Raw genomic sequence first — 21,249 nt, 5'->3', positions numbered from 1 at the left:
GCGGGCGATTCACTCCTTAAGACATCGCGATGAGCCTCCCTCCGATCTTTGCGAAGCTGCGCCTGCCGGTCATCGGCGCGCCCCTGTTCATCGTGTCCACGCCGGATCTGGTGATCGCCCAGTGCAAGGCGGGGATCGTCGGCTCCTTCCCGGCGCTGAACGCGCGGCCGCAGGCCGTGCTCGACGAATGGCTGCACCGGATCACCGAGGAGCTCGCCGCCTGGGATCGCGACAATCCCGATCGGCCGGCGGCGCCGTTCGCGGTCAACCAGATCGTCCATCGCTCGAACGATCGCCTGGAGCAGGACATGGCGACCTGCGCCAAGTGGCGCGTGCCGATCGTGATCACCTCGCTCGGCGCCATTCCCGAGCTCAACCAGGCGGTACACGGCTGGGGCGGCATCACCCTGCACGACGTGATCAACGATCGCTTCGCCCGCAAGGCGGTGGAGAAAGGCGCCGACGGCATCATCGCGGTCGCGGCCGGTGCCGGCGGCCACGCCGGCACCCTGTCGCCATTCGCTCTTGTCCAGGAGATCCGCGACTGGTTCGAGGGGCCGATCGCACTGTCCGGTGCGATCGCCAACGGCCGCTCGATCCTTGCCGCCCAGGCAATGGGGGCGGATATCGCCTATATCGGCTCGCCGTTCATCGCCACCGAGGAAGCCAATGCGGAGGCCGGTTACAAGGACGGGATCGTTGAGGGACGTGCGAACGACATCGTCTATTCCAACTTCTTCACCGGCGTGCACGGCAATTATCTGAAGCGCTCGATCGAGGCCTCCGGTCTCGATCCCGCCAATCTGCCTGAAGGCGATCTCAAGACGATGAACTTCGGCGGGGAGAGCGCCAAGAAGGCCTGGCGCGACATCTGGGGATCGGGCCAGGGCATCGGCGCGATCGACCGGGTACAGCCCGCCGGCGCATTCATCGCCGAGCTTGGCAAGGAATACGAGGCGGCGAAGGCGGCGCTACGGCAGAAGGCGGCGCTTTAGCGCCCCTCCACCGGTGCGGAGATCGACTCGAACGCAGCGCGCCACCTCTCCGGCACCTTGACCGGGCGCCGCTCCGCGCGGCTGACGTAGACGTGGACGAAATAGCCCTCCGCGCTGGGCTCGGCCGCACCCTTGCCGAACACGCCGATCCGGTAGCGCACGCTAGACGTGCCGACGTGGTCGACTGCGAGTCCGATCTCGACGGGCTCTGGATAGACAAGCGAACGCGCGTACCGGCAGCCGGTCTCGACGACCAGGCCGATCGGATCGCCGGCGGCGACGTCGAGCAGGCCATGCTCGATCAGCCAGGCGTTCACCGCCGTGTCGAACCATTGATAATAAACGGTGTTGTTGACGTGACCGTAAGCATCGTTGTCGGCCCAGCGCGTACCGATCTCGCGCCAGGCGCGGTAATAGTCCCTGCTCTGCAGAGGCTCGCGGCTCATAGGGCCGCCTCGTAAAGGCGACGGGCGTCGGCTTCGGCGATCGGGCACGGGTTGTTCACCAGCAGCCGCTCCTGCTTCATCGCCTCGCTGGCGAGAAGATCGAGATCGGCAGCGGCGACCCCGACCTCCGACAGCCGAAGCGCGACTCCGGAGCGCCGGCAGATCGCGCCCATGCGCTCGACGAAGCCCTGCGCCTGGGCCTGCATTCCCATCCGCCCCATTTCCGGATCGAGCAAGGTGCCGAGTTCAGCGTACAGCGGCATCGCTGCGTGCAGATTGTGGCCGAGCACATGGGTGAGCATCAACGCGTTGGAGACGCCGTGCGGGACATGAAAGTGCCCGCCAAGCGGGTAAGCGAGGGCATGGACTCCACCGACCGGCGCATTGGCGAAGGCGACTCCGGCGAGGTGAGCGCCGAGCAGCATCGCCCCGCGCGCCGCAAGGTCGGACGGGAAGTCGCAGGCCCGCTCGATATTGCCGACGAGCAGCCGCAAGGCCTCGCGGGCCATAAGATCCGACATCGGGTTCTTGAGCCGCTTCGACGTATAGGCCTCGATCGCGTGCACCATGGCGTCGATCCCGGTCGCGGCGGTGACGCTCCGGGGCAGACCGGTGGTCAGCGCAGCATCGAGCACCGCCCAGTCGGCGACCAAAGCTGCGCTCGAAACGCCCTTCTTCTCGGCCCCGCCGACAGTGATGATGCTGACCGGCGTCGCTTCCGATCCGGTTCCGGCGGTGGTCGGCACCAGCGCCAGCGGCAGCCGCCTGCCGGTTGCGTTGCCGACGCCCCACAAAGTGTCGAGATCCTCGCCGGTGCCGAGCAGATAGGCGGCGAGCTTGGCAACATCCATCGGGCTGCCACCGCCAAAGCCGACGACCGACGCGCACCCCTCCCCTGCGGCGACTGCAGCCATAAGCGTCTCGCGCGAGGGATCCGCCTCCACAGCATCGAAGATCCGCGGCTCGACGCCCGCTGCGCTGAGCGCCGCCAGCGCCGCATCGGCAAGGCCAAGGGCGCGCAATTGCGCGTCGGTGACGAACAGCGACGGCCCCGCCGGCAGCAATTCGCCAAGCCGGTCGGCGGCATCGACCCCGGCAATCAGCCGTGGGCCATAGAAGAATTCGTAAGCGCTCATGCGCATACCCTTAATCGAAGAGCGATGCCGACGAAATCGTCTCGCGCAGGCGCCTTGGTCCAGTCTCGAAGAGAGTGCGACGCCCCTTTCGCTCAGGCGCGTTGCTGGGAAACTATGCCGACCTGAGCATGAGAAGCACCCGCAGCCGCATCGGTGTACAGACGCTAGAGGGAGCGCTCCAGTCGGCTAAGCAGGCTGCGCGCCGGGCTTGCCTGCGGATCGCCTTCAGGAGCTACGTCGTCGAGGCGCTGGACCCGGGCATAGAGGTCGCGGCTGGCGTCGATCAGGGCACGGGCCGAGTCGGGCAACCGTTCGAGCACCGCTTCGTCGCTCTCGGGCGCTTCGCCGAGGCGGCGCGCCGGACGGCGTGCCTGCAGCGCGCTGAGCTCTCCTGCTTCGACCGCGCGCTGGGTGAGCAGCCAGGCGATGATGTGCATCAGCCGTGTCGTCACCTTGAGCGACTCGCACGAAAAGCCGACCCTGAGAATCGGATCGAGAGCGTCCCGCTCGTCCCGCCCCTGGCGGTCGAAATAGGAACGTGCCTCGTCGGCGAGCACCATCGCTTCCGTATAGAGCGATCCGATCAGCTTCGGTGTAAGCTGAATTCGTCCATCATCCTGGGCCATGTTCCTACGCTGCCACACCCTGCTCCGTACCGGAACGCATAAAGAGGGTAAATTGCAGCGGCACCGTGCGATTCGCCGGTGGAGGACGGCTCAAGCGATGATGTCCGGGATCAGCATGTCCTCGAGCATCGAGATTTCGTCCTTGAGGCGCAGCTTGCGCTTCTTGAGCCGCGCGAGCTGCAGTTGATCGGGCGCCGGCATGGCGCGCAGCGCCTCGATTGCCGAATCCAGATCCCTGTGCTCCATCCTGAGGCGCACCAATTGCGATGCGACGCCGATCTCCCCGCCTTCCAACATCGCCTTCGAACCGCCTCCTCACGCGCTACTATCGCATCGGCCCCCTTGATAATCGATCAACGGACTGTCGTATATATGATGGCGGCGGTCCCATGATGGGAGACAAGCTGGCCGCTTGGGTGTTTTATCGTTCGTCCAACTCAGCAACGGAGATGAGGATGCAACAGGCGCATATCTCGGCACTTCAAAACAAACATGCCGATATCGAGGCCCGTATCACCGAAGAATCCCAACGGCCACGCCCGGATGAGGCGGCCCTCGCGCGCCTGAAGAAGGAGAAGCTACGCGTCAAGGAGGCGATCGCCGGCCTCCACTGAGATCCGGCCTCCCCAGATGACGACCCCGGAGCCGGATTTGTCCGGCTCCGCCAGGCGCACCGATGCCTCCGGATCCGATACCGGTGAATCTATCCTTGCTGGTCCGGACGAGGTGAGGTCCCTCGCCTGACAGGATGCAACAGCACGACGTCCGCACCGAGAAGGCGCACCCGCCATCGCGCGCGTATCCGCGACGAATGCAGCCGACACCGCTCAGCCGCCAACTTCCGTCAGCACCGAATTCGTCGGTTTGGCCCCTGAGCGGCGACACACGCCTGCATCAGCCCGGCCGATGTTCACCCGCCGGGATGCTTTCCGCGCCAACGCCGGAAATGGAAAGGCCGGAGCGTTGCCCCGGCCTCTTCAGTTCAATCGTCGCGCGAGATCCGCTCCTGACGTTCGTGGCGCTCTTGCGCCTCGACCGTCATCGTCGCGATCGGCCGCGCTTCGAGACGCGCGATCGCGATCGGTTCGCCGGTGACTTCGCAATAGCCATATTCACCAGTTTCGATCCGCCGCAGCGCCGATTCGATCTTGGAGATCAGCTTGCGCTGCCGATCGCGCGTCCGAAGCTCGATTCCCCAATCGGTCTCGCTCGACGCGCGATCGGTAAGGTCCGCTTCCCGCATCGGGCCGCTTTTCAGCTGCTCCATCGTGCCTTCGGATTCGCGAAGGATCTCGTCCTTCCAGGTGAGCAGTTTCTGCCTGAAGTAAGCAAGCTGCTCTGCATTCATGAACTCTTCGTTCGCGGTCGGCTTATAGCCTTCCATTCCCGCGATGCCGATATAGCCTTGGTCGTAAACCCCACTTAACGCCGTCGCCATAACCCCTCCGATCCCACGCCTTCGCCCATTCGCGAACACGCAATTCCGTAGGTTCCGCTCCCGAGTCGTCCGGGAGTTCCGGAACCTGTCCCCAGCGCGCCTATACGCCGCCCAAAGGTGGAGTACAAGTCACTCAAAAAGGGCCAAAAAAGGCAGCGCGCAGAGAGGATTAGGCGTGACATATTTGCCGCAGCAGACGGGTCAAACGTGTTTCCCGCAGCCCGTTGGAACGGAGCCGAATCGCTGCGAATCGGATCGCGCAATCCGGGCATTAACCCTTCCGCAGACCCGGTCGCCGCGCGGCCGCCGTTCACTGGACCCTATACTCTGTCCCCTAATGGTACGGAAGTTCTTCTTCGGGGCCAATCCAGGGCATTTCGGGGCATCTTCATGGTTAACGCGCTTGCGTGGAAAGGATTCCTTTGCATCTGTCGTGAATAGCGAGAAACGAAACCGGATGCTTGGCAAAGACTATCCGGGGCGGTTTCGAAGCCTTGAACAGGGTACGTCTTATGTCGGTTCGAATGGCCTTGGCTAAACTCTGCGCCTGCACCTGCGGCGGCGCGATCATCGGCGGCGGTGCCGTGCACGTTGCGGAGAATCCGCCGTCACGGCCGGTTCTGGTCAAGATGGCGAAGGCGAGCGCGCGGGCTCCCAAGGTCAGCAAAGTTCGCCCGACGGCGAAGGTGCGGACCAAGCGGGTCCGCAAGATCGCCCGCACCGCCTGCGTCGTGCGGCAGCCGGCACAGACGGTGACCACGCGTACGACGACCTATCCGGGAATGGCACCTTTGCCGCTCCCGCCGCTTCCGCCGAGCGAAGGTTTTGTCGGCGGCGGTGGCGGCACGCCGATCATCGTCGGGGGAAGCAGCGGCGGGTTCGGGGGCGGATTCGGCGGTGGCTTCTTCAGCGGCGGATTCTTCGGCGGATCGAGCGGCAACGCCATCTTCACTGCCTCGACCAGCACGTCGACCTCGTCCGGCCAGATCTCGACGTCCACCGGCAACGTTTCCACCTCGACCGGCAACGTCTCGACCTCGAGCGGCGTGTCGACCTCCAGCGGCGTCTCGACCTCCACCGGCAACGTCTCGACATCGAGCGGTGTCTCCAGCACCTCCTCCACCTCGTCGGGTACGGTGTCGACGACGTCGTCGAGCGGCAACGTGTCGACGACCTCCTCGTCGAGCAGCTTCGGCGGGATCAGCACCACCAGCACTACGTCGGGATCGACGTCGACCAGTTCGTCGACCTCGAGCTCGACTTCCTCATCGACGTCGTCGTCGACGTCCAGTTCGACGTCTACGTCGAGCGGCAGCACCTCGACCTCCACCGGCGGCACCGACGTGCCGGCGCCGCCGATGGTGCTCCTCTTCGGCGCGGCCGCGGCTGCGCTGGTCGCGCGACGCCGGTTCGCCGGGAAGCAGGACGACGGGGAAGTCTGAGCATCCGGCCCGCGGCGCGGCCGCAGAGGGACCGACAGCCGGGCATCAAAAAGGCCGCGTCCCACGACGCGGCCTTTTCCATTACCCTGCCGGCCTTTACGCGGCTTGAAGGATCTTCTCGATCTCCGGAACCGGATGACCGGTCAGATCCTTGGCGATCTCGCCGGTCAGCCTCTTCTCGACCTCTTTATGGTAATATTTCCGCAGCTCACCCAATGTGCGCGGCGGCGCGACGATGATCAGCGATTCGAAATCGTTGCTGAGCGCCCGGGTCTTCAGCAGCTCTGCGGTTTCCTGAGCGAAGCGGTCTTCGGCGAGTTGGTGAAAATCCACCTCCTCATAGGCGCTTCGGCCGGCGCCCCCGGAGGAATCGAAGGTGCGGCCCGGCCCGTCGGTCTTCTGGTCGCGATCGGCCGCATCCTCCTGCTCGCGCTTCCGCTCGACTTCGAGCTTGGGATATTCGGAATCGCCCTCGTTGCGAAAGAAGAGCATCTTCTTGCCATCGGCGACGACCACGAACGTATTGTGCGGAACCTGCATCGCAATCTCCTTTTTGGTTCTTGATCCTGTGAACGCCGCACTTGCACCGATGGTTTCGGCCGGTCGCCCGCCTTGCGTCTCCCCTCGCCGCGCCGCATAGGCCGGACATGCGGATCCTGCTCACCAACGACGACGGCGTGAACGCAGGCGGTCTCAAGGTTCTTGAGCGCATTGCGCGGCAAATCTCCGACGACATCTGGATCGTCGCTCCGACCGAGGAGCAATCCGGCGCAGGCCACTCTCTCACCCTCTCCCGCCCGATCCGGCTGCGCAAGCTCGGCGAACGCCGCTTCTGCGTTTCCGGCACGCCGACCGACAGCGTGATGATGGCGATCGCCCACATCATGAAAGACACGCCGCCTGACCTGATCCTGTCGGGCGTAAACCGCGGCGCCAATCTGGGCGAGGACTGCACCTATTCCGGCACCGTCTCGGCGGCCATGGAAGGCGCACTCGCCGGCATACCCGCGATCGCTCTCTCGCAATGCTATGCCCGGGAGGGGATGGGCGACACGGTGCCGTTCGCCGCCGCAGAAGCCTGGGCCGCGCGCGCGCTGGCGCCGCTGCTGGCGGAGCCGCTCGCCCCGAAGACCCTGGTCAACATCAACTTCCCGGCTCTGCCTCCGGCCGAGGTCAAGGGGATCCGCCTCGTCCGCCAGGGCATTCGCGACTATGGTCGCTTGCAGATCGTGCAGCGCACAGATCCGCGCGGCTACGACTATTTCTGGTTCGGACTCGGGCCGACCGTCGAGACACCCGGGCACCAGACGGATCTCGAGGCGATCGCCGATGGTTATGTCTCCGTGACGCCGCTCCACCTCGATCTGACCCACGAGCCATCGCTCGAGCGTCTGGCGGCCGTTTACGCCTGATGGCGGTGCGCCGTCCCGACGAGGTCACGCTGCGACGGCGGAGCCGTCTGCCGGTTTGGGCGCAGCTCGGCTGGCGCGTCGGCCTCGTCCTCGGCCTGTTGGGCCTCACCCTTGCCGTTCACTGGTTCGAGCGGGACGGCCTCAAGGACACGGCCGACGGCCATGTCAGCTTCGTCGACGTGATCTACTTCACGATGATCAGCATCACCACCACCGGCTATGGCGACATCGTCCCGGTGACCAACGAGGCGCGGATGTTCGACGCGCTGGTGGTGACTCCGATACGCCTGTTCTTCGTCCTGATCTTCATCGGGACAGCGTATATGTTCGTGCTTCGGCGCACCTGGGAAAGATGGCGCATGGAAAAGCTTCGCAAGGAATTGTGTGACCACGTCATCGTCGCCGGGTTCGGGACCAGCGGCTCCGAGGCGGTCGACGAACTTATCGCCCGGGGCACCCGTCCCGACGAGATCGTGGTCGTCGATGCGACCGCCGACTCGCTCGAACGCGCCGCCTCCCTCGGCTGCTTCACGGCCGAGGCGGACGCGACCCGCGACAAATCGCTCCAGGCGGTGCGAATCGACCAGGCGCGGGCGGTGATCGTCTCCGCGGGCCGCGACGACACCTCGATCCTGATCACCCTCACCGCACGCCACCTCGCGCCGAACATTCCGATCAGCATCGTCGTCCGCAACGAGGATAACGAATTGCTCGCCCGGCAGGCCGGTGCGACGACAGTGATCAACCCGGTCAGCTTCGCTGGCCTCCTGCTCGCCGGATCGACCGAAGGCGCCCACCTTTCCGACTATATTGCCGACCTCGCCTCCAGCAGCGGCATGGTGCAACTGGCCGAACGCGTGGTCACGGATGAGGAATGCGGCAAGCCTCTCTCTGCCCTGGCACGCGGCTTGGGCGTGCGTGTGTACAGAGACGGCAAACCCTACGGTTTTTGGGAACCGGAAGCCGGCGCCCTGCAGCCGGGGGACTGCATCGTCGAGATCCTGCCGACCGCGCGGGCCGAAGCCGCCGATTGAGCCTGCGGATCCCGAGACGGAGCGATCATCAGAAGGTCACGTCCAGAGTGAACGACAGGCGCGGCGATTCATTGGCCGACGCGACGAATCCATCAGTGAGCGGTACCCCGAGCTCGACGCTGGCGCGAAGCTGGTGCTTAAGCCACAGCCGCACACCACCGCCTGCCGAGGCCAGAGACCCGCTGCCGAAGCCGGAGCGATAATTGTGGACCCTGCCGGCGTCGGCATAGGCGTAAAGCTGCGCATATTCGACGACCGGAAGCGGACGCTTCCAGTCGCGGCGCACCTCCACCGAGCCGGCCACGCCGCGATCTCCGGCAAATTCGCGATAATTCCAGGCGCGACCGAACCGACGTCCGCCAAGGCCCATTTCCTCGGAGGACAGCAAGGGCCGGCTGGCGAACTGCCCCTCCGCCTGCGCGTAGATGCTGAACTCGCTGCCCAAACGCTGCTCGATATCGGTCCACAAGGCGATTTTGGTGAAACGCCCCCTGGCGTCAAAGCGCGACGAGAGCCGGTCGCCTGCCCGGTTGGCGCCGAACGCATCGATGCCCTGGGTCAGCATGGCGCGGCCCCGAATGCGGCCCGCGCCGAGCCGATGATAGGCAAAGAGGCTGCCGCCGAGAAGCGCCAGCCGATCGTCACGGATCAGCACGTTGCGCAACGTCTGCTCGGAATCACGCAGGCGCGCACCGATCGAGAGCCAGGCTCCGCCCGCACGGCTGCGCACCAGCGGATGTCGGATCTCCATCTCGATCTCGTTGCTGCGGCCATCGAGATCGTATTCGCGAAGATCGGCGCCGGCCTCACTCAAAGCGACATAGCCGCCCAGCGAAAGCTCCGTGCCCGCCACGCCCAGCGCCGCGGTGTAGCGGCCGGCGACCATTGCGAATTCACGTGGCTGGAACGGCGTGCCTGCGACTTCCAGGTAGAGACCGTCGTCGGCAGCAAGGATGGCGCTCGCCTCCATGCTGACTCGCGCCTGGACGGGCCCGGCGGTCGCACTGCCCCAATTGTCCAGGCCCGCACGGCCGATCACCCGGTCGCGGAAGGTCGGCACGACCAGAACGTTGCGGCCGTTGCGGCGCTCCAGCCTGGTCTTGCCGAGGCGCACGCCGGCAAGATCCTCGGCCAGAAGCAGCTGGCGTTCCAGCGCAGCCGTTTGCACCGGCCTTCCCTGGGCGAGCGGCACGAGACGCGGGCGCACCGCAGATGCCGCATCGCCTTTGACCTCGATTTCATCGATGCGACCTTCGTCGATCCGAACGCGAAGCATTCCATTCTCGACCGTCTGTTCCGGGATCCACGCGGTGGCGAGGCCGTAACCCGCCTTCCGCGCAACGGCAGCGACTTCGCCTGCAAGCGCGCGCAGCGCCTCGGCATCGAGCGTGCGACCGGCATAATTCTCGACCACGGCACCGAAGGCCGATTGCGGCAGTGCTTCGGCACCGACGATCAGGATTGCGCCGGCGACGATCGGGCGGTGCCCGGAACCGCTCGGTTGTGCGGTAACCGGCGTCTGCAGCACCGACTGCCCGGAACTAGGCGGGGGCACGTCCCTGCGAAGTTCCTCGCGGACCACCGCGGGATCGGCACGATCGACGGGGCCTTGCTCTGCACGCGCGGACACGGCGCACAGGGCACACCCGAGCACGATCATTCTCGACATCTGACTCGCGATTCCCACCGGCTGCCACCTTCTCCACAGCGGGCTCTAGCGGCAGAAGCTGAAAAAACCGTTTAGCGTCAGCGGGTTTGAACCGCGGCCCAGCGAAGGCGTAAACCGGAGGGCAAAGAGGCGGCCGAAACGGAGGGAATTCGCCGCGCAGCTGGTAGAATCGGCCATAAGCGAGGCGCGCCACGCCCCATCGACGCGCGTCTGTCGCTCACAAAACCCCGAGCACGCCTAGAAAAAGCCCCATTGGGCGCCTATCTGGCGCGCATCCATGACACTCACGCTTCCCTCCGCGCCGAAGATCGGCATGGTTTCGCTCGGCTGTCCGAAGGCGCTGGTCGATTCCGAGCGAATCCTCACCAAGCTGCGCTCCGACGGCTATTCGCTCTCGTCGGACTATGAAGAGGCCGACGTCGTCCTCGTTAACACGTGCGGTTTCCTCGACTCCGCCAAGGAAGAGAGCCTCGCGGCGATCGGAGAAGCGATCGCCGAGAATGGCCGCGTGATCGTTACCGGCTGCATGGGCAACGAGGCCGAGGTCATCCGGAACAGGTTTCCGGAGGTGCTCGCGATCACGGGCCCGCACCAATATGAAAGCGTTGTCGGCGCCGTCCACGTCGCAGCGCCGATGCCGCCGTCCGCCTATCTCAACCTGGTGCCGGAGAGCGGGCTCAAGCTCACTCCGCGCCATTATTCCTATCTGAAGATCTCGGAAGGCTGCAATCATCGCTGCAGCTTCTGCATCATCCCGTCGATCCGCGGCGACCTGGTCAGCCGCCGGCCCGATGCGATCCTCCGCGAAGCCGAGAAGCTGGTTGCCGCCGGCACGCGCGAGTTGCTGGTGATCAGCCAGGACACGTCGGCTTATGGAGTCGACCTGCGGCACGCCACCTGGCCGTGGAAGGGCGGCGAGGTTCGTGCCCACATGACTGATCTTGCCCGCGAGCTCGGCACGCTTGGTGCCTGGATCCGCCTCCATTACGTCTACCCGTATCCGCACGTCGATCAGGTCATTCCGCTGATGGCGGAAGGGCTGGTCACCCCCTATCTCGATATCCCTTTCCAGCATGCCGCGCCGTCGGTGCTGAAGGCGATGAAGCGCCCGGCGAATGAAGCCAAGGTCCTCGAGCGCATCCACCGCTGGCGCGAGATCTGCCCGGATATTGCGATCCGCTCGTCCTTCGTCGTCGGCTTCCCGGGCGAAACGGAGGCCGATTTCGACTATCTTCTGCAATGGCTTGAGGAAGCGCAACTCGACCGCGTCGGCGCATTCCGGTTCGAGCCGGTGACCGGCGCCGCGGCCAATTCCCTACCCGGGGTCGTTCCGGAAGAGGTGAAGGAAGAGCGCTACGCCCGGCTGATGGAGACCACCGCGCGCATATCCGCCGCCAAGCTGCAGGCCAAGGTCGGCCGCCAGATCGACGTCATTATCGATGTCGCCGATGGTGAAGGTGGTGCCTCCGGACGCTCCAAGGCAGACGCGCCGGAGATTGACGGCGAGGTCCATCTGCGCGACGCAGCCGACGCGAAGCAAGGCGACATCCTCCGCGTCCTCGTCGAGGATGCCGACGAACACGATCTCTTCGGCGTGCCCGTCGGCTGACTCGGGCCGCGCCGGGGAGCCGAACAAGGAGAGACCATGTTCAGAAGCGTCAACCCGGCCACCGGCGAAGAGATTGCCACCTACTCCGAACTCGACGCCGACGCACTCGAGGCCAAGCTCGCCACGGCCGCTTCGGCCTATCGGCACTGGCGCGCGACCTCGCTCGAGGAACGCACCGCCCTGCTCGCCCGGATCGGCGACGCCTATGAAGCCAATCGCGAACGGCTCGCCCGCATGGCCACGCTGGAAATGGGCAAGACCTTCGACAGCGCGCTTGCCGAGATCGACAAATGCACCGCCGCTTTCCGGCTCTACGCCAAAGACGGACCGGCCATGCTGGCGCCGCGGCGCCAGGCACTGGGCGGCGGCGGCACCGCAGAGCTCCACTGGCTGCCGATCGGGCCCGTGCTCGCGATCATGCCCTGGAACTTCCCCTTCTGGCAGGCGGTGCGGTTCATCTCGCCGGCGATCATGGCCGGCAACGTCGGCCTGCTGAAGCATGCCAGCATTGTGCAGGGCGTCGCCACGCTACTCGAAGAGATGGTGACGGAGGCCGGCGCACCTGAGGGATTGTTTCAGAACCTCGCCGTAAAGTCCTCTAGAGTCGCTGAAATCATTGCGGATGACCGGATTGCAGCGGTTACTTTGACCGGCAGCGAGGGCGCCGGCGCTTCGGTCGCCGAGGCTGCCGGTCGGGCGCTGAAGAAGCTGGTGCTGGAGCTTGGCGGCTCCGATCCGTTCATCGTCATGCCCTCGGCCGACCTCGATGAAGCCGCACGACAGGCGGTCAAGGCACGAGTCCAGAATAGCGGCCAATCCTGCATCTGCGCCAAGCGGATGATCGTCCACGCCGAAATCTACGATGCGTTCATGGATCGGTTCACCGCCGGCATGAAGGCGGTCAGGGCCGGGGATCCCTTCGACAAGGGCAGCGACATGGGGCCCCTGTCCAGCTTCGAACAGCGCGACACGGTGCTGCAGCAGCTCAAGCAGGCAAAATCGCTCGGCGCCACCTTGCTGGTCGGCGGAGAGACGCTCGACGGGCCGGGCGCCTATCTCTCGGCCGGGATCCTGACCGACGTGCCGCTCGACAGCCCTTTGAAACACGAGGAGATCTTCGGGCCGATCGCGATGGTGTTCCGGGCCGGCGACATCGATGAGGCGATCCGCATCGCCAACGACATCCCGTTCGGCCTGGGCTCCTCGGTGTGGACCAACGATCCGACCGAGCAGCAACGCTTCGTCCGAGAGGTCGAGGCCGGGATGACGGCGGTCAACCAGATGCTCGCCTCTGCCCCGGAAGCGCCGTTCGGCGGGATCAAACGCTCCGGCTATGGCCGCGAGCTCGGGCCGTTCGGCATGCACGAGTTCATGAACCTCAAATCGGTCCTCCACGTCGCCGGCGCACCACTGGGGCAGCTGACGAACGCACTCGACTGACTTCGCGCCGGTGAACCGTGGCCGGCTGAGTCGGCTCGTCGCATGAGCCAGTCGCTTGGATGGCAAAGAACCGAGAACCTGTCCGAAGATGCGGAACGGCTGGCGTCGCCGGGCGCTCTTCGCTTGACCGGACCACAGCACAGACCTCGCCCTTATCGACTGAGAACTGTTCGTTCTCAGAGTGATAGTGTGTGGATCCAGTGTTTGCCCTTAGAATGGGGGCTGCGGTGCGGCAAGCAGAGCCAACGGGTTAGGAGTATTCAGATGTCGCGTACAGTCACCGCCTTCTTCGACAATCGCAGCGATGCGCAACAGGCCCGCAGCCGCCTCTCCACCGCCTCTGTCGACGCCGACCGCGTCAGGATCATCGATCAAAGTCACGTGGGCAACGAATCGGGCGGCCAGGAACGCGGCCTCTGGTCTTCGATCAAGTCCGCTTTCATGCCGGACGAGGACGGGCATGCCTATGAAGAAGGGCTGCGACGCGGCGGCTACCTGCTATGTGCCGAAGTCGATGAAGCCGAAGCGGATCGCGCAATCGCCCTTCTGGACGAGACCGCCAGCGTCGACTTCGACGAGCGCCAGGACCAATGGCGCAGCCAAGGGTGGGGCGGCTCCAGCGAAGCGGCAATAGGTGCCGACTCCGCGCGCGGGTCGACGGTCGAGGAAGAGCATATCCCGCTCGTCGAGGAGGAGCTGCGAATCGGCAAGCGCGAAGTAACGCGCGGCGGAGCCCGGGTGCGATCCTATGTTCGCGAGACCCCGGTGCACGAGCAGGTCAGTCTGCGCGAGGAGCATGTCAGCGTGGAGCGCAGAGCGGTCGACCAGCCCCTCGCCCGCGGCGAACTGGACCGCGATTCCGATCTGCTCCGCGAGCGCACGGTCGAGATGACCGAGCATGCGGAAGAGGCCGTGATCGACAAGCAAGCGCGAGTCCGCGAGGAGCTCGTGCTCAAAAAGACCGCCGAAGAGCATAGCGAGAGCGTCGACGAAACTGTTCGCCACACCGAAGTGGACGTGGATACGGGTCGCGGTGCCGATGAACGTTCGGCATTCGGCGGCTTCTCGGACCGTCAGAACGATGGCGCCCGGAGCCGCGACGACGACGAGCTTCGCCGCGAACGCGAAGGTGCGAGCTACGGGTCGAAGCTGGATCGCGGGACCCTCTGAGCGCCGACGCAAGAAGAGGGCGGCCGGTCGGCCGCCCTTTCATCCTCAAGATCCTATCGTAAGATCCTGTGGTAAAACTATAATCTCACCTTGTTAAGACGCCGTCTCAACATCAGCATGGGTGGATCTAGTCATACCGTCGATCGGCCGGATGCGTTCCACCACCGACCGACGAATGATCACCTCTTCGCGGATACGAGCATCCCTGACGATCGCAACCTCGTCCTGTGTCTCGACGAACTCGAACGAACGCTCGCCGAACAAAGCATCGTCGACGGCGGTCACGTCGCAGCCATTCCAGGCAGCCCGGTAGCTTGAGAGCCGAACGCGATCGTGGAGTGAGGGGATCGCGACCAGGTTGGTGCCGCGATCGGCATCCTGCAGGTCCTCCTCCGGATCCTCGGCGAAGTCGACGCGGCCGGATTTGGACAGCAGTGCGATGACGCCCTCCAGCATCTCGTCCTCGACGCTCGCCGTCAGAACCGAGCCGTGATCCGCAGGCGCCCCCGTCGCCGGGCGCTCCTCGCCAAACAGCATGTCGCGCATATTGCCCCAGGGGCTGCGCTCCAACGCTCTTGAGGCGGGAACGGAGGCTCCCGCGCTCGACCCTCCGACGACACTCACCCGCTGCGGGGGAATGCCGGTGGCGATCAGGCGATCACGCGCCGCTTTGCCGTCGGCGCTGCGTTTGAAAACTGCACGGACGGTGCGCATCAGACCTTCGCTCCGGCACGGGATTGCCGCTCGACCACCGCCTCCATCGACCGCAACGCGACAGGCTGCTCCACCTTGTCCACCTGCCGTGCCCTGGTGACGCGGATCTCCTCTCGCAGCATCAACCTTTTCTCGACGACCAGGACCTCCTCGACGACCGGGATGACGAGAACTTCGCCGTCCTCCCACGGCTCCGGAACCTCGCTGATCTCCCGATTGATCGGCACGTGCTCGATCGACACGGCCTGACGATAAATGTCGGCGCGCGCCACCTCCTCGCGAGTCTGAAGCACCGTCCTGACACGCACTGTGCCCGTTTCAACGGTTCGCCGCTCGATGGCGAGGCTCTCCTCGACCAGTGGGATGATCTGTTCCTCGATCACCCGTCCTGACCCGATATTGGCTGATCGGCCGCTTGCACCGGTAGGCCGGTACCTGTCCTGTTCGTTGGTCACACTAAGTCCTGTCTACTGGGAGGCTCTGAGAAACGAAGGCCGGCAGCCGCCGTTCCGGGAGACTGACTCCAGCCCGGTGACGTCATGACGTCACGCATGTTCGAACAGCAGCGACCGGAGCCCTTTTGCTCACGGCATCAAATGAATAGAGCGAGGCGCATGACCGATTTCCAGCCGCTGCTCGTCGCCGACAAGGGCGAACCCGCCACCCTCCTCTACCTCGTCGATCGCGCCGGCTTCGACGACTGGCTGACGAACCAGCCGGAGCGGATCCGGCAGACCGCACAGGCGCAGGGTTTCCGCGGTGAGGCCAGGCAGATCGCCATTCTCGCCGGAGATGGCGGAGAGTGGGCGGCGGCCGTCGGCGTCGGCAAGGCGGAGGCGCTGGGTCCCTGGTGTTTGGCCAAGGCGGCCGAAACACTGCCCGAGGGACGTTACCGCCTGCACAGCGGGGATCCAGACGCAGCGGCGCTGGGCTGGCTGCTCGCGCACTACAGCTTCGATCGGTACAAGGCGCCTAAGGCTCCTAGGGGGCCCCGCGTGTTGCTGAGCGCCGATCCGGCACGGATCGACGAGATGGTTCAACTCGCCGAGGCGACCGCCCTCGTCCGTGACCTCGTCAACACCCCCGCAGGCGACCTCGGCCCAGCAGACATCGAAGCGGCAGCACGCAGCCTCGCCGCCGAATGTGGCGCCGAGATCTCCGTTACCGCCGGGCGCGCGCTCGCCGAGGGCTATCCGATGATCGCCGGCGTGGGACAGGGGGCAACGCAGGACCGGGCGCCGCGATTGATCGAAATCGAGTGGGGCAATCCCGCGGCACCCCGCGTGGCCCTGGTCGGCAAGGGCGTGTGCTTCGACACGGGTGGGCTCGATATCAAGCCGTCCAGCGGCATGCGGCTGATGAAGAAGGACATGGGCGGCGCGGCGCACGTGCTCGGCCTCGCGCGGCTGATCATGAAGCGCCGTCTTCCCGTACGGCTCCACATCCTCGTTCCGACCGTCGAGAATTCAGTTTCCGGCGCAGCCTTCCGTCCGGGCGACATCCTGAAGAGCCGGAAGGGGCTTACAGTGGAAATCGGCAATACGGATGCCGAAGGGCGGCTGATCCTCGGCGACGCGCTCACCAGGGCCGGCGAAAGCAGCCCCGAACTCATTCTCGATTTCGCCACGCTGACCGGCGCCGCGCGAGTCGCGCTGGGGCCAGATCTGCCGGCCTTGTTCGCCAATGACGACAGGCTCGCCGCCGATCTGCTCGCCGGGGGAACGGACTCCGGCGACCCCTTGTGGCGGATGCCGCTCTGGGACGGCTATGACGAGATGCTCGCCTCCGACATCGCCGACCTCGGCAATGTCTCGGACGCACCGATGGCCGGGGCCGTCACCGCCGCCCTGTTCCTGCGCCGGTTCGTGCCGGCGGACGTCGCCTGGGCACATCTCGATACCTTCGCCTGGCGGTCCTCTTCCACGCCCGGTCGCCCCAAGGGAGGCGAGGCACTGGGGCTGCGCGCGGCATGGACTCTGCTCTCCCGCCGCTACCCGAGCCAAGAGTAGAGTCGGAATTTTTGCATCGAATTCTCAATGAGGTACGAAACGAAAGGCGATTTGACTGGTTGTACGTCCGAAACAGACGCGTCTCGAAATCGGAGAAAAGCAAGTGTCAGAGCGCGGCCTCAAGTCTTGGATGCAGACCCTGATCGGATATGTTCGGTCGGGTCAGCCGGATCTTACCAATCGCCAGATGGCGCTCCTGATGATTGTCTACATGACGCCCGGACCGCACACGGTCCGTGGGCTCGCCCAGACGCTGGGCGTGTCCAAACCGGTCATCACGCGCGCCTTGAATACTCTGGGCACGCTCGGCTATCTGCGGCGCGTGCGCGACGAGGCGGACCGCCGCAACGTGTTCGTCGCCAAGACCAGCATAGGGCAGGAATTTCTTGAGCGCTTCGAACGCAATATCGAGCAGCAGGAAGGGGCCGGACGCCGCGCGCCCAAGGAACGCGGGATCCTCCTTCAGCACTGATCGCTTCTCGCTCGACGGTCCTTCGATTGTCCTCGATCCCCGTGTCCATGCGTGGCGCAAGGACATTGCCGACGTCGCGCTCGCCGGGCAGTTGTTCGCACCGCATTATGCGCAGCCGCTGATCCGCGATTGCGGCCTGCTGCCGACCCCGGTACGATCCGAACCTTCCGACACGGCAGACGCCGTCTCCGAGCTGTTGCCGGGCGAGAAGTTCGCGGTCCTTGATCTGACCGCTGGATGGGCTTGGGGCTATTCCCTGCTCGATCACCGTGTCGGCTATGTGGAAGCGATCGAACTGGCCGATCCGCTCGTGCCGACCCACATCGTGGTCGAGCCGACCGCTCCGATACAGACCTGCGGCGATCCGCTTTCGCCGCCGCTCGCCACTCTGCCGATGGGGAGCCGTCTCCACGGCGAGGTCCATGGCGCGATGCTGCACATCGAGGCCGGGTGCGTGCCCACCTCCTATCTGCGCCCGATCGATGAGCATGAAGACGATCCTGCGGCTGTCGCCCAGCGGCTGCTCGGAGCCCCGTATCGGCAGGGCGGACGGACCGTCCACGGCATCGATTGCTCGGGCCTGGTTCAGCTCGCGCTGCAGCTATGCGGCGTCGACGTCCCACGCGATGCGTCTCTCCAGCGGGTGTTGGGCGAGGCTATTGCTGACGATGCGCCTCTGCATCGCGGCGATCTTTTATTCTGCGAGGAGCATGTCGGGCTGATGGTCGACGATCAGATGGCCATTCAGGTCAGCCTCGAATCGAAGAAGGTTGCTGTCGAACCGTTCCGCTGCGCCAAGCCGGAAGGCAGCATCGAAGGCTTGGAACGCCGCCGCCTGTCAGTTTGAGGCGCTCGGGACGACGGCATCTGCAAGGATGGCACCCGCCGTCCGAAGCCTGATCAGCCTTCTTCTTTCAGCCTGACGGAGAGCTGCGCGATCTCGTCGGGCTCGAGGATCCAGGTGCGTGTCTTGCGTCCTTCACGCGCCACCGGCTTGGTCAGCAGAACCCGTGCTTGCGCCTGGGCGAACGGCTTGAACAAGGCGAAGTGCATCGCGCAATCGCGAATGGTGCCGATGATCGGCGCCTTGCCGTCCAGATCGATGAGCGTTGCGGGCTGATCCCAGGGAATGAGCGACACGTTCTGACCTCCGATTTCGGGAGACCCAGAGCATCGCGGCATGCGGCCGTCAATGGCGACATTTGGCGCCCGCTCGCTGTAGCAGGCAGCGCAACACCTTGGACAATGGCCTGCAGATCACCACCTTTGGCGGAACCGCAGACAATGGAGGATCGAATGGCCCGCACTTATGGCAAGTCCGACGAGGCGATCGCTGCGCTGACACCGGAGCAGTTCCGGGTCACCCAGCAGAGCGGCACCGAGCGTCCGGGCACGGGGGCGTATCTCGATAACAAGGAGGCCGGCATCTATGTCGACATCGTGTCCGGCGAGCCCTTGTTCGCATCTTCGGACAAATATGAATCCGGCTGCGGCTGGCCGAGCTTCACCAAGCCGATCGAGCCGGCACACGTCAACGAGCTTCGCGATACGACTCACGGCATGATCCGTACCGAGGTTCGGTCGGCGCATGGTGACAGCCACCTCGGCCATGTCTTTCCGGACGGTCCGACCGACCGCGGCGGCCTGCGTTACTGCATCAACTCGGCGTCGCTTCGCTTCGTCCACCGCGACGACATGGTGGCGCAAGGCTATGGCGATTATCTCAATCAGGTCGAGGAAGTCGCATGAGCGAGCAGCGCGCGATCCTTGCCGGCGGCTGCTTCTGGGGCATGCAGGATCTGATCCGCAAGCTGCCGGGCGTCGTTGCCACCCGGGTCGGTTATAGCGGCGGAGACGTACCCAACGCCACCTACCGCAACCACGGCAGCCACGCGGAAGCCATCGAGATCCGTTACGATCCCGACGTAACCAGCTACCGCAAGTTGTTGGAATTCTTCTTCCAGATCCACGATCCGACCACCCTCAACAGGCAGGGCGGAGACGTCGGAGCGAGCTATCGCTCGGCCATCTTCTACACCGACCCCGAGCAGAAGGCCGTTGCCGAAGATACGATCGCGGATGTCGACGCTTCCGGCTTGTGGCCGGGTAAGGTGGTGACCGAGATCGCACCCGCCGGCGATTTCTGGGAAGCGGAGCCCGAGCACCAGGATTATCTGGAGCGGCTTCCCCACGGCTACACCTGCCATTTCGTCCGGCCTGGCTGGGTCCTGCCGCGCCGAACCGAAGCGGCCGCCTGACGACCCCGTTGCGACCGGCCAAAGCCGGCGGAGCGGCCGTATGAGCCTGCCGAAGACCTACGATTGAGGAACGCTTCGGCAGGCCGCCTCGGGATCAATCCTTTGCGACCCGTTCAGTCGTCGTCGGCATCTCCGTTATAGCTGTCGAGCAGGTCGCGAATGTCGTTCAGGCGAACCTTCAGCGCTTCGCTGTCGGCGAGCGGCTTGCCGGTCGAAATCGCTTCAACAAGTTCGAGCTGGGCATCGACGATCTCGACGAGGATTTCCTCGAGTGTCACGCCTTCTTCGTCTTCATCGGCCATGACGGCTCTCCTCGATCGTATTGTCGCCGGCCAACGACCGGAACGCCCTTAGGTTCAGCGGCAGCCGGTGCACCGCGCTGGACGGAGGGGCGCTCGGGACGTGCCGATCACATCTCCCCACGGGCGCGGCGAATCGCGAACCATTTGCGGACGTTCGCCTGATGATCGGCATAGCTGTCGGCGAACACGTGGCCGCCCGTGCCATCGGCAACGAAATACAGTGCCTTGGTGTCGGCTGGCCTTAGCACCGCGGCGATCGCTTCCTTGCCGGGGTTCGCGATCGGGCCGACCGGCAGGCCGGCCATCGCATAAGTATTGTAGCCGTTATTCGCCTGCAGCTCCGACCGCAGGATTCGCCGTCCGAGCGGGCGGCCCTTGGTGATCGGATAGATGACCGTGGGATCGGCATCGAGCTTCATTCCGATCCGTACGCGATTGGAATAAACCCCTGCGATCATTGGCCGCTCTGCAGCCTTGCCGGTTTCCTTCTCGACGATCGAGGCAAGGATAATCGCCTCGCGCGGCGTCTTGACCACACTTGCGGGGCTCCGCGTCGGCCACAACTCGGCGAGCGTCTTGTCCATCGCCCGCTGCATCCGCGCCAGCACGGTGGCGCGCGTCTCGCCCCGCTGATAGCTGTAGCTGTCCGGAAGCACGGTCCCCTCCTCCGGCACCGCGATCTCACCGGTAAGCGTCGGTGCCTTCATAAGGCGATCGTGAACCAGCACCGACGGCAGCCCCTCGGGCACGGTGACCATCCGCTGCAAGGTCTTGCCGTTTTGCAGCATGCGCAGCACCTGGGAATGGCTGGCATGCGCCGGAAACTCGAACTCGCCGGCCTGGATGGGGTCCGTACCGCCGAACAGCTTCGCCTGGAGCAGGAAGCGCTGGGACGAGCCGATCACGCCCGCTTTCTCCAGCTGTGCCGCCGCGGAAGCAAGGCTGGAGCCGGACGCGATCAGCACCGGCACCGGCTGCCTGGCGGGTCCCGCCGCATTCCATCCCTGGATGAAGTAGAGCCCGGCGAGGATGGCGACCCCGACCACCAGGCCAAGGACGAGGAGCTTCCGCATCGGC

At 65.1% G+C, this 21,249-nt stretch carries 25 protein-coding genes; 12 read left to right on the top strand and 13 right to left on the bottom strand.

Annotated elements, in window-relative coordinates; all coding sequences use genetic code 11:
• The first annotated feature begins 29 nt into the window (after nucleotides 1-29).
• Nucleotides 30-995: an NAD(P)H-dependent flavin oxidoreductase gene (locus tag C7I55_RS20625; RefSeq protein ID WP_106514901.1), complete on the top strand. Its 966-nt coding sequence runs from the start codon at nucleotides 30-32 to the stop codon at nucleotides 993-995.
• On the opposite strand, the gene C7I55_RS20620 is transcribed toward C7I55_RS20625, so the two are convergent.
• The 4 genes from C7I55_RS20620 to C7I55_RS20605 all read right to left on the bottom strand — a co-directional run bounded on the left by C7I55_RS20620 (nucleotide 992) and on the right by C7I55_RS20605 (nucleotide 3,500).
• Nucleotides 992-1,441: an acyl-CoA thioesterase gene (locus C7I55_RS20620; protein ID WP_106514900.1), complete on the bottom strand. Its 450-nt coding sequence runs from the start codon at nucleotides 1,439-1,441 to the stop codon at nucleotides 992-994. The two genes, C7I55_RS20625 and C7I55_RS20620, sit on opposite strands and share 4 nt — an antisense overlap.
• Nucleotides 1,438-2,577 carry an iron-containing alcohol dehydrogenase gene (locus C7I55_RS20615; protein WP_106514966.1) on the bottom strand — a complete coding sequence of 380 codons (1,140 nt, stop codon included), beginning with the start codon at nucleotides 2,575-2,577 and terminating at the stop codon, nucleotides 1,438-1,440. The genes C7I55_RS20620 and C7I55_RS20615 overlap by 4 nt, the downstream gene beginning before the upstream one ends.
• Nucleotides 2,578-2,741: 164 nt before the next feature.
• The gene (locus tag C7I55_RS20610) at nucleotides 2,742-3,203 is read right to left on the bottom strand and encodes a DUF1465 family protein (RefSeq protein WP_106514899.1); all 462 of its coding nucleotides are present in this window, start codon (nucleotides 3,201-3,203) and stop codon (nucleotides 2,742-2,744) included.
• 90 nt (nucleotides 3,204-3,293) lie between these two features.
• Nucleotides 3,294-3,500, bottom strand: a complete 207-nt coding sequence (locus C7I55_RS20605) for a YdcH family protein (RefSeq protein WP_106514898.1) — start codon at nucleotides 3,498-3,500, stop codon at nucleotides 3,294-3,296.
• A gap of 92 nt (nucleotides 3,501-3,592) precedes the next feature.
• Here C7I55_RS20605 and C7I55_RS20600 point away from each other — a divergent pair, with 92 nt between their 5' ends.
• A complete protein-coding gene (locus C7I55_RS20600) occupies nucleotides 3,593-3,817 on the top strand; it encodes a YdcH family protein (RefSeq protein ID WP_332888435.1) in 225 nt (74 codons plus the stop codon).
• A 368-nt stretch (nucleotides 3,818-4,185) separates the two neighbouring features.
• Here the strand turns inward: C7I55_RS20600 and dksA are convergent, their stop codons facing one another.
• The 3 genes from dksA to C7I55_RS20585 all read right to left on the bottom strand — a co-directional run bounded on the left by dksA (nucleotide 4,186) and on the right by C7I55_RS20585 (nucleotide 6,623).
• Nucleotides 4,186-4,587: an RNA polymerase-binding protein DksA gene (gene dksA / locus C7I55_RS20595; RefSeq protein ID WP_233222333.1), complete on the bottom strand. Its 402-nt coding sequence runs from the start codon at nucleotides 4,585-4,587 to the stop codon at nucleotides 4,186-4,188.
• 826 nt (nucleotides 4,588-5,413) lie between these two features.
• Nucleotides 5,414-6,148, bottom strand: coding sequence for a hypothetical protein (locus C7I55_RS28570; RefSeq protein ID WP_199192965.1), 735 nt, complete (start codon nucleotides 6,146-6,148; stop codon nucleotides 5,414-5,416).
• 31 nt (nucleotides 6,149-6,179) lie between these two features.
• Complete coding sequence (locus tag C7I55_RS20585; protein ID WP_106514895.1) at nucleotides 6,180-6,623, bottom strand: host attachment family protein; 444 nt, start codon at nucleotides 6,621-6,623, stop codon at nucleotides 6,180-6,182.
• 107 nt (nucleotides 6,624-6,730) lie between these two features.
• On the opposite strand from C7I55_RS20585, the gene surE reads away from it, so the two are divergent.
• Both surE and C7I55_RS20575 read left to right on the top strand, forming a co-directional pair.
• The gene (gene surE / locus C7I55_RS20580; RefSeq protein ID WP_106514894.1) at nucleotides 6,731-7,495 is read left to right on the top strand and encodes a 5'/3'-nucleotidase SurE; all 765 of its coding nucleotides are present in this window, start codon (nucleotides 6,731-6,733) and stop codon (nucleotides 7,493-7,495) included.
• Nucleotides 7,495-8,529, top strand: coding sequence for a potassium channel family protein (locus tag C7I55_RS20575; protein WP_106514893.1), 1,035 nt, complete (start codon nucleotides 7,495-7,497; stop codon nucleotides 8,527-8,529). The genes surE and C7I55_RS20575 overlap by 1 nt, the downstream gene beginning before the upstream one ends.
• A 28-nt stretch (nucleotides 8,530-8,557) precedes the next feature.
• On the opposite strand, the gene C7I55_RS20570 is transcribed toward C7I55_RS20575, so the two are convergent.
• The gene (locus tag C7I55_RS20570; protein WP_106514892.1) at nucleotides 8,558-10,198 is read right to left on the bottom strand and encodes a ShlB/FhaC/HecB family hemolysin secretion/activation protein; all 1,641 of its coding nucleotides are present in this window, start codon (nucleotides 10,196-10,198) and stop codon (nucleotides 8,558-8,560) included.
• A 277-nt stretch (nucleotides 10,199-10,475) separates the two neighbouring features.
• Between C7I55_RS20570 and rimO the strand changes: the two genes are divergently transcribed.
• From rimO to C7I55_RS20555, 3 genes are all read left to right on the top strand, one after another.
• On the top strand, nucleotides 10,476-11,807 hold the full coding sequence (rimO, locus tag C7I55_RS20565; protein ID WP_106514891.1) for a 30S ribosomal protein S12 methylthiotransferase RimO: 1,332 nt from the start codon (nucleotides 10,476-10,478) through the stop codon (nucleotides 11,805-11,807).
• 36 nt (nucleotides 11,808-11,843) lie between these two features.
• Complete coding sequence (locus C7I55_RS20560) at nucleotides 11,844-13,247, top strand: NAD-dependent succinate-semialdehyde dehydrogenase (protein ID WP_106514890.1); 1,404 nt, start codon at nucleotides 11,844-11,846, stop codon at nucleotides 13,245-13,247.
• 264 nt (nucleotides 13,248-13,511) lie between these two features.
• Entirely contained in the window at nucleotides 13,512-14,417 is a 906-nt protein-coding gene (locus C7I55_RS20555) for a YsnF/AvaK domain-containing protein (RefSeq protein ID WP_106514889.1), read from the top strand.
• A gap of 93 nt (nucleotides 14,418-14,510) precedes the next feature.
• Here the strand turns inward: C7I55_RS20555 and C7I55_RS20550 are convergent, their stop codons facing one another.
• Nucleotides 14,511-15,131, bottom strand: coding sequence for a hypothetical protein (locus C7I55_RS20550; protein WP_106514888.1), 621 nt, complete (start codon nucleotides 15,129-15,131; stop codon nucleotides 14,511-14,513).
• Nucleotides 15,131-15,586, bottom strand: a complete 456-nt coding sequence (locus tag C7I55_RS20545) for a DUF2382 domain-containing protein (RefSeq protein ID WP_106514887.1) — start codon at nucleotides 15,584-15,586, stop codon at nucleotides 15,131-15,133. The genes C7I55_RS20550 and C7I55_RS20545 overlap by 1 nt, the downstream gene beginning before the upstream one ends.
• A gap of 159 nt (nucleotides 15,587-15,745) precedes the next feature.
• Between C7I55_RS20545 and C7I55_RS20540 the strand changes: the two genes are divergently transcribed.
• The 3 genes from C7I55_RS20540 to C7I55_RS20530 all read left to right on the top strand — a co-directional run bounded on the left by C7I55_RS20540 (nucleotide 15,746) and on the right by C7I55_RS20530 (nucleotide 18,459).
• Nucleotides 15,746-17,140, top strand: a complete 1,395-nt coding sequence (locus tag C7I55_RS20540) for a leucyl aminopeptidase family protein (protein WP_106514886.1) — start codon at nucleotides 15,746-15,748, stop codon at nucleotides 17,138-17,140.
• 130 nt (nucleotides 17,141-17,270) lie between these two features.
• Entirely contained in the window at nucleotides 17,271-17,612 is a 342-nt protein-coding gene (locus C7I55_RS20535) for a MarR family transcriptional regulator (RefSeq protein ID WP_106514885.1), read from the top strand.
• Nucleotides 17,527-18,459 carry a C40 family peptidase gene (locus C7I55_RS20530; RefSeq protein ID WP_158266518.1) on the top strand — a complete coding sequence of 311 codons (933 nt, stop codon included), beginning with the start codon at nucleotides 17,527-17,529 and terminating at the stop codon, nucleotides 18,457-18,459. Before C7I55_RS20535 ends, C7I55_RS20530 begins: the two co-directional genes overlap by 86 nt.
• A 53-nt stretch (nucleotides 18,460-18,512) precedes the next feature.
• Here the strand turns inward: C7I55_RS20530 and C7I55_RS20525 are convergent, their stop codons facing one another.
• The gene (locus C7I55_RS20525) at nucleotides 18,513-18,794 is read right to left on the bottom strand and encodes a hypothetical protein (protein ID WP_106514883.1); all 282 of its coding nucleotides are present in this window, start codon (nucleotides 18,792-18,794) and stop codon (nucleotides 18,513-18,515) included.
• Between the two features lie 114 nt (nucleotides 18,795-18,908).
• Here C7I55_RS20525 and msrB point away from each other — a divergent pair, with 114 nt between their 5' ends.
• Both msrB and msrA read left to right on the top strand, forming a co-directional pair.
• On the top strand, nucleotides 18,909-19,361 hold the full coding sequence (gene msrB / locus C7I55_RS20520) for a peptide-methionine (R)-S-oxide reductase MsrB (protein WP_106514882.1): 453 nt from the start codon (nucleotides 18,909-18,911) through the stop codon (nucleotides 19,359-19,361).
• Entirely contained in the window at nucleotides 19,358-19,870 is a 513-nt protein-coding gene (gene msrA / locus C7I55_RS20515) for a peptide-methionine (S)-S-oxide reductase MsrA (RefSeq protein WP_106514881.1), read from the top strand. Before msrB ends, msrA begins: the two co-directional genes overlap by 4 nt.
• A 113-nt stretch (nucleotides 19,871-19,983) precedes the next feature.
• Here the strand turns inward: msrA and C7I55_RS20510 are convergent, their stop codons facing one another.
• The gene (locus tag C7I55_RS20510; protein ID WP_106514880.1) at nucleotides 19,984-20,172 is read right to left on the bottom strand and encodes a hypothetical protein; all 189 of its coding nucleotides are present in this window, start codon (nucleotides 20,170-20,172) and stop codon (nucleotides 19,984-19,986) included.
• A gap of 107 nt (nucleotides 20,173-20,279) precedes the next feature.
• A complete protein-coding gene (gene mltG, locus C7I55_RS20505; protein WP_106514879.1) occupies nucleotides 20,280-21,245 on the bottom strand; it encodes an endolytic transglycosylase MltG in 966 nt (321 codons plus the stop codon).
• Between the last annotated feature and the right edge of the window lie 4 nt (nucleotides 21,246-21,249).

Origin of the sequence: Allosphingosinicella deserti (assembly GCF_003012735.1) — a bacterium.
Lineage (GTDB): Bacteria > Pseudomonadota > Alphaproteobacteria > Sphingomonadales > Sphingomonadaceae > Allosphingosinicella > Allosphingosinicella deserti.
This window is presented reverse-complemented; position numbering and strand designations above follow the sequence as displayed.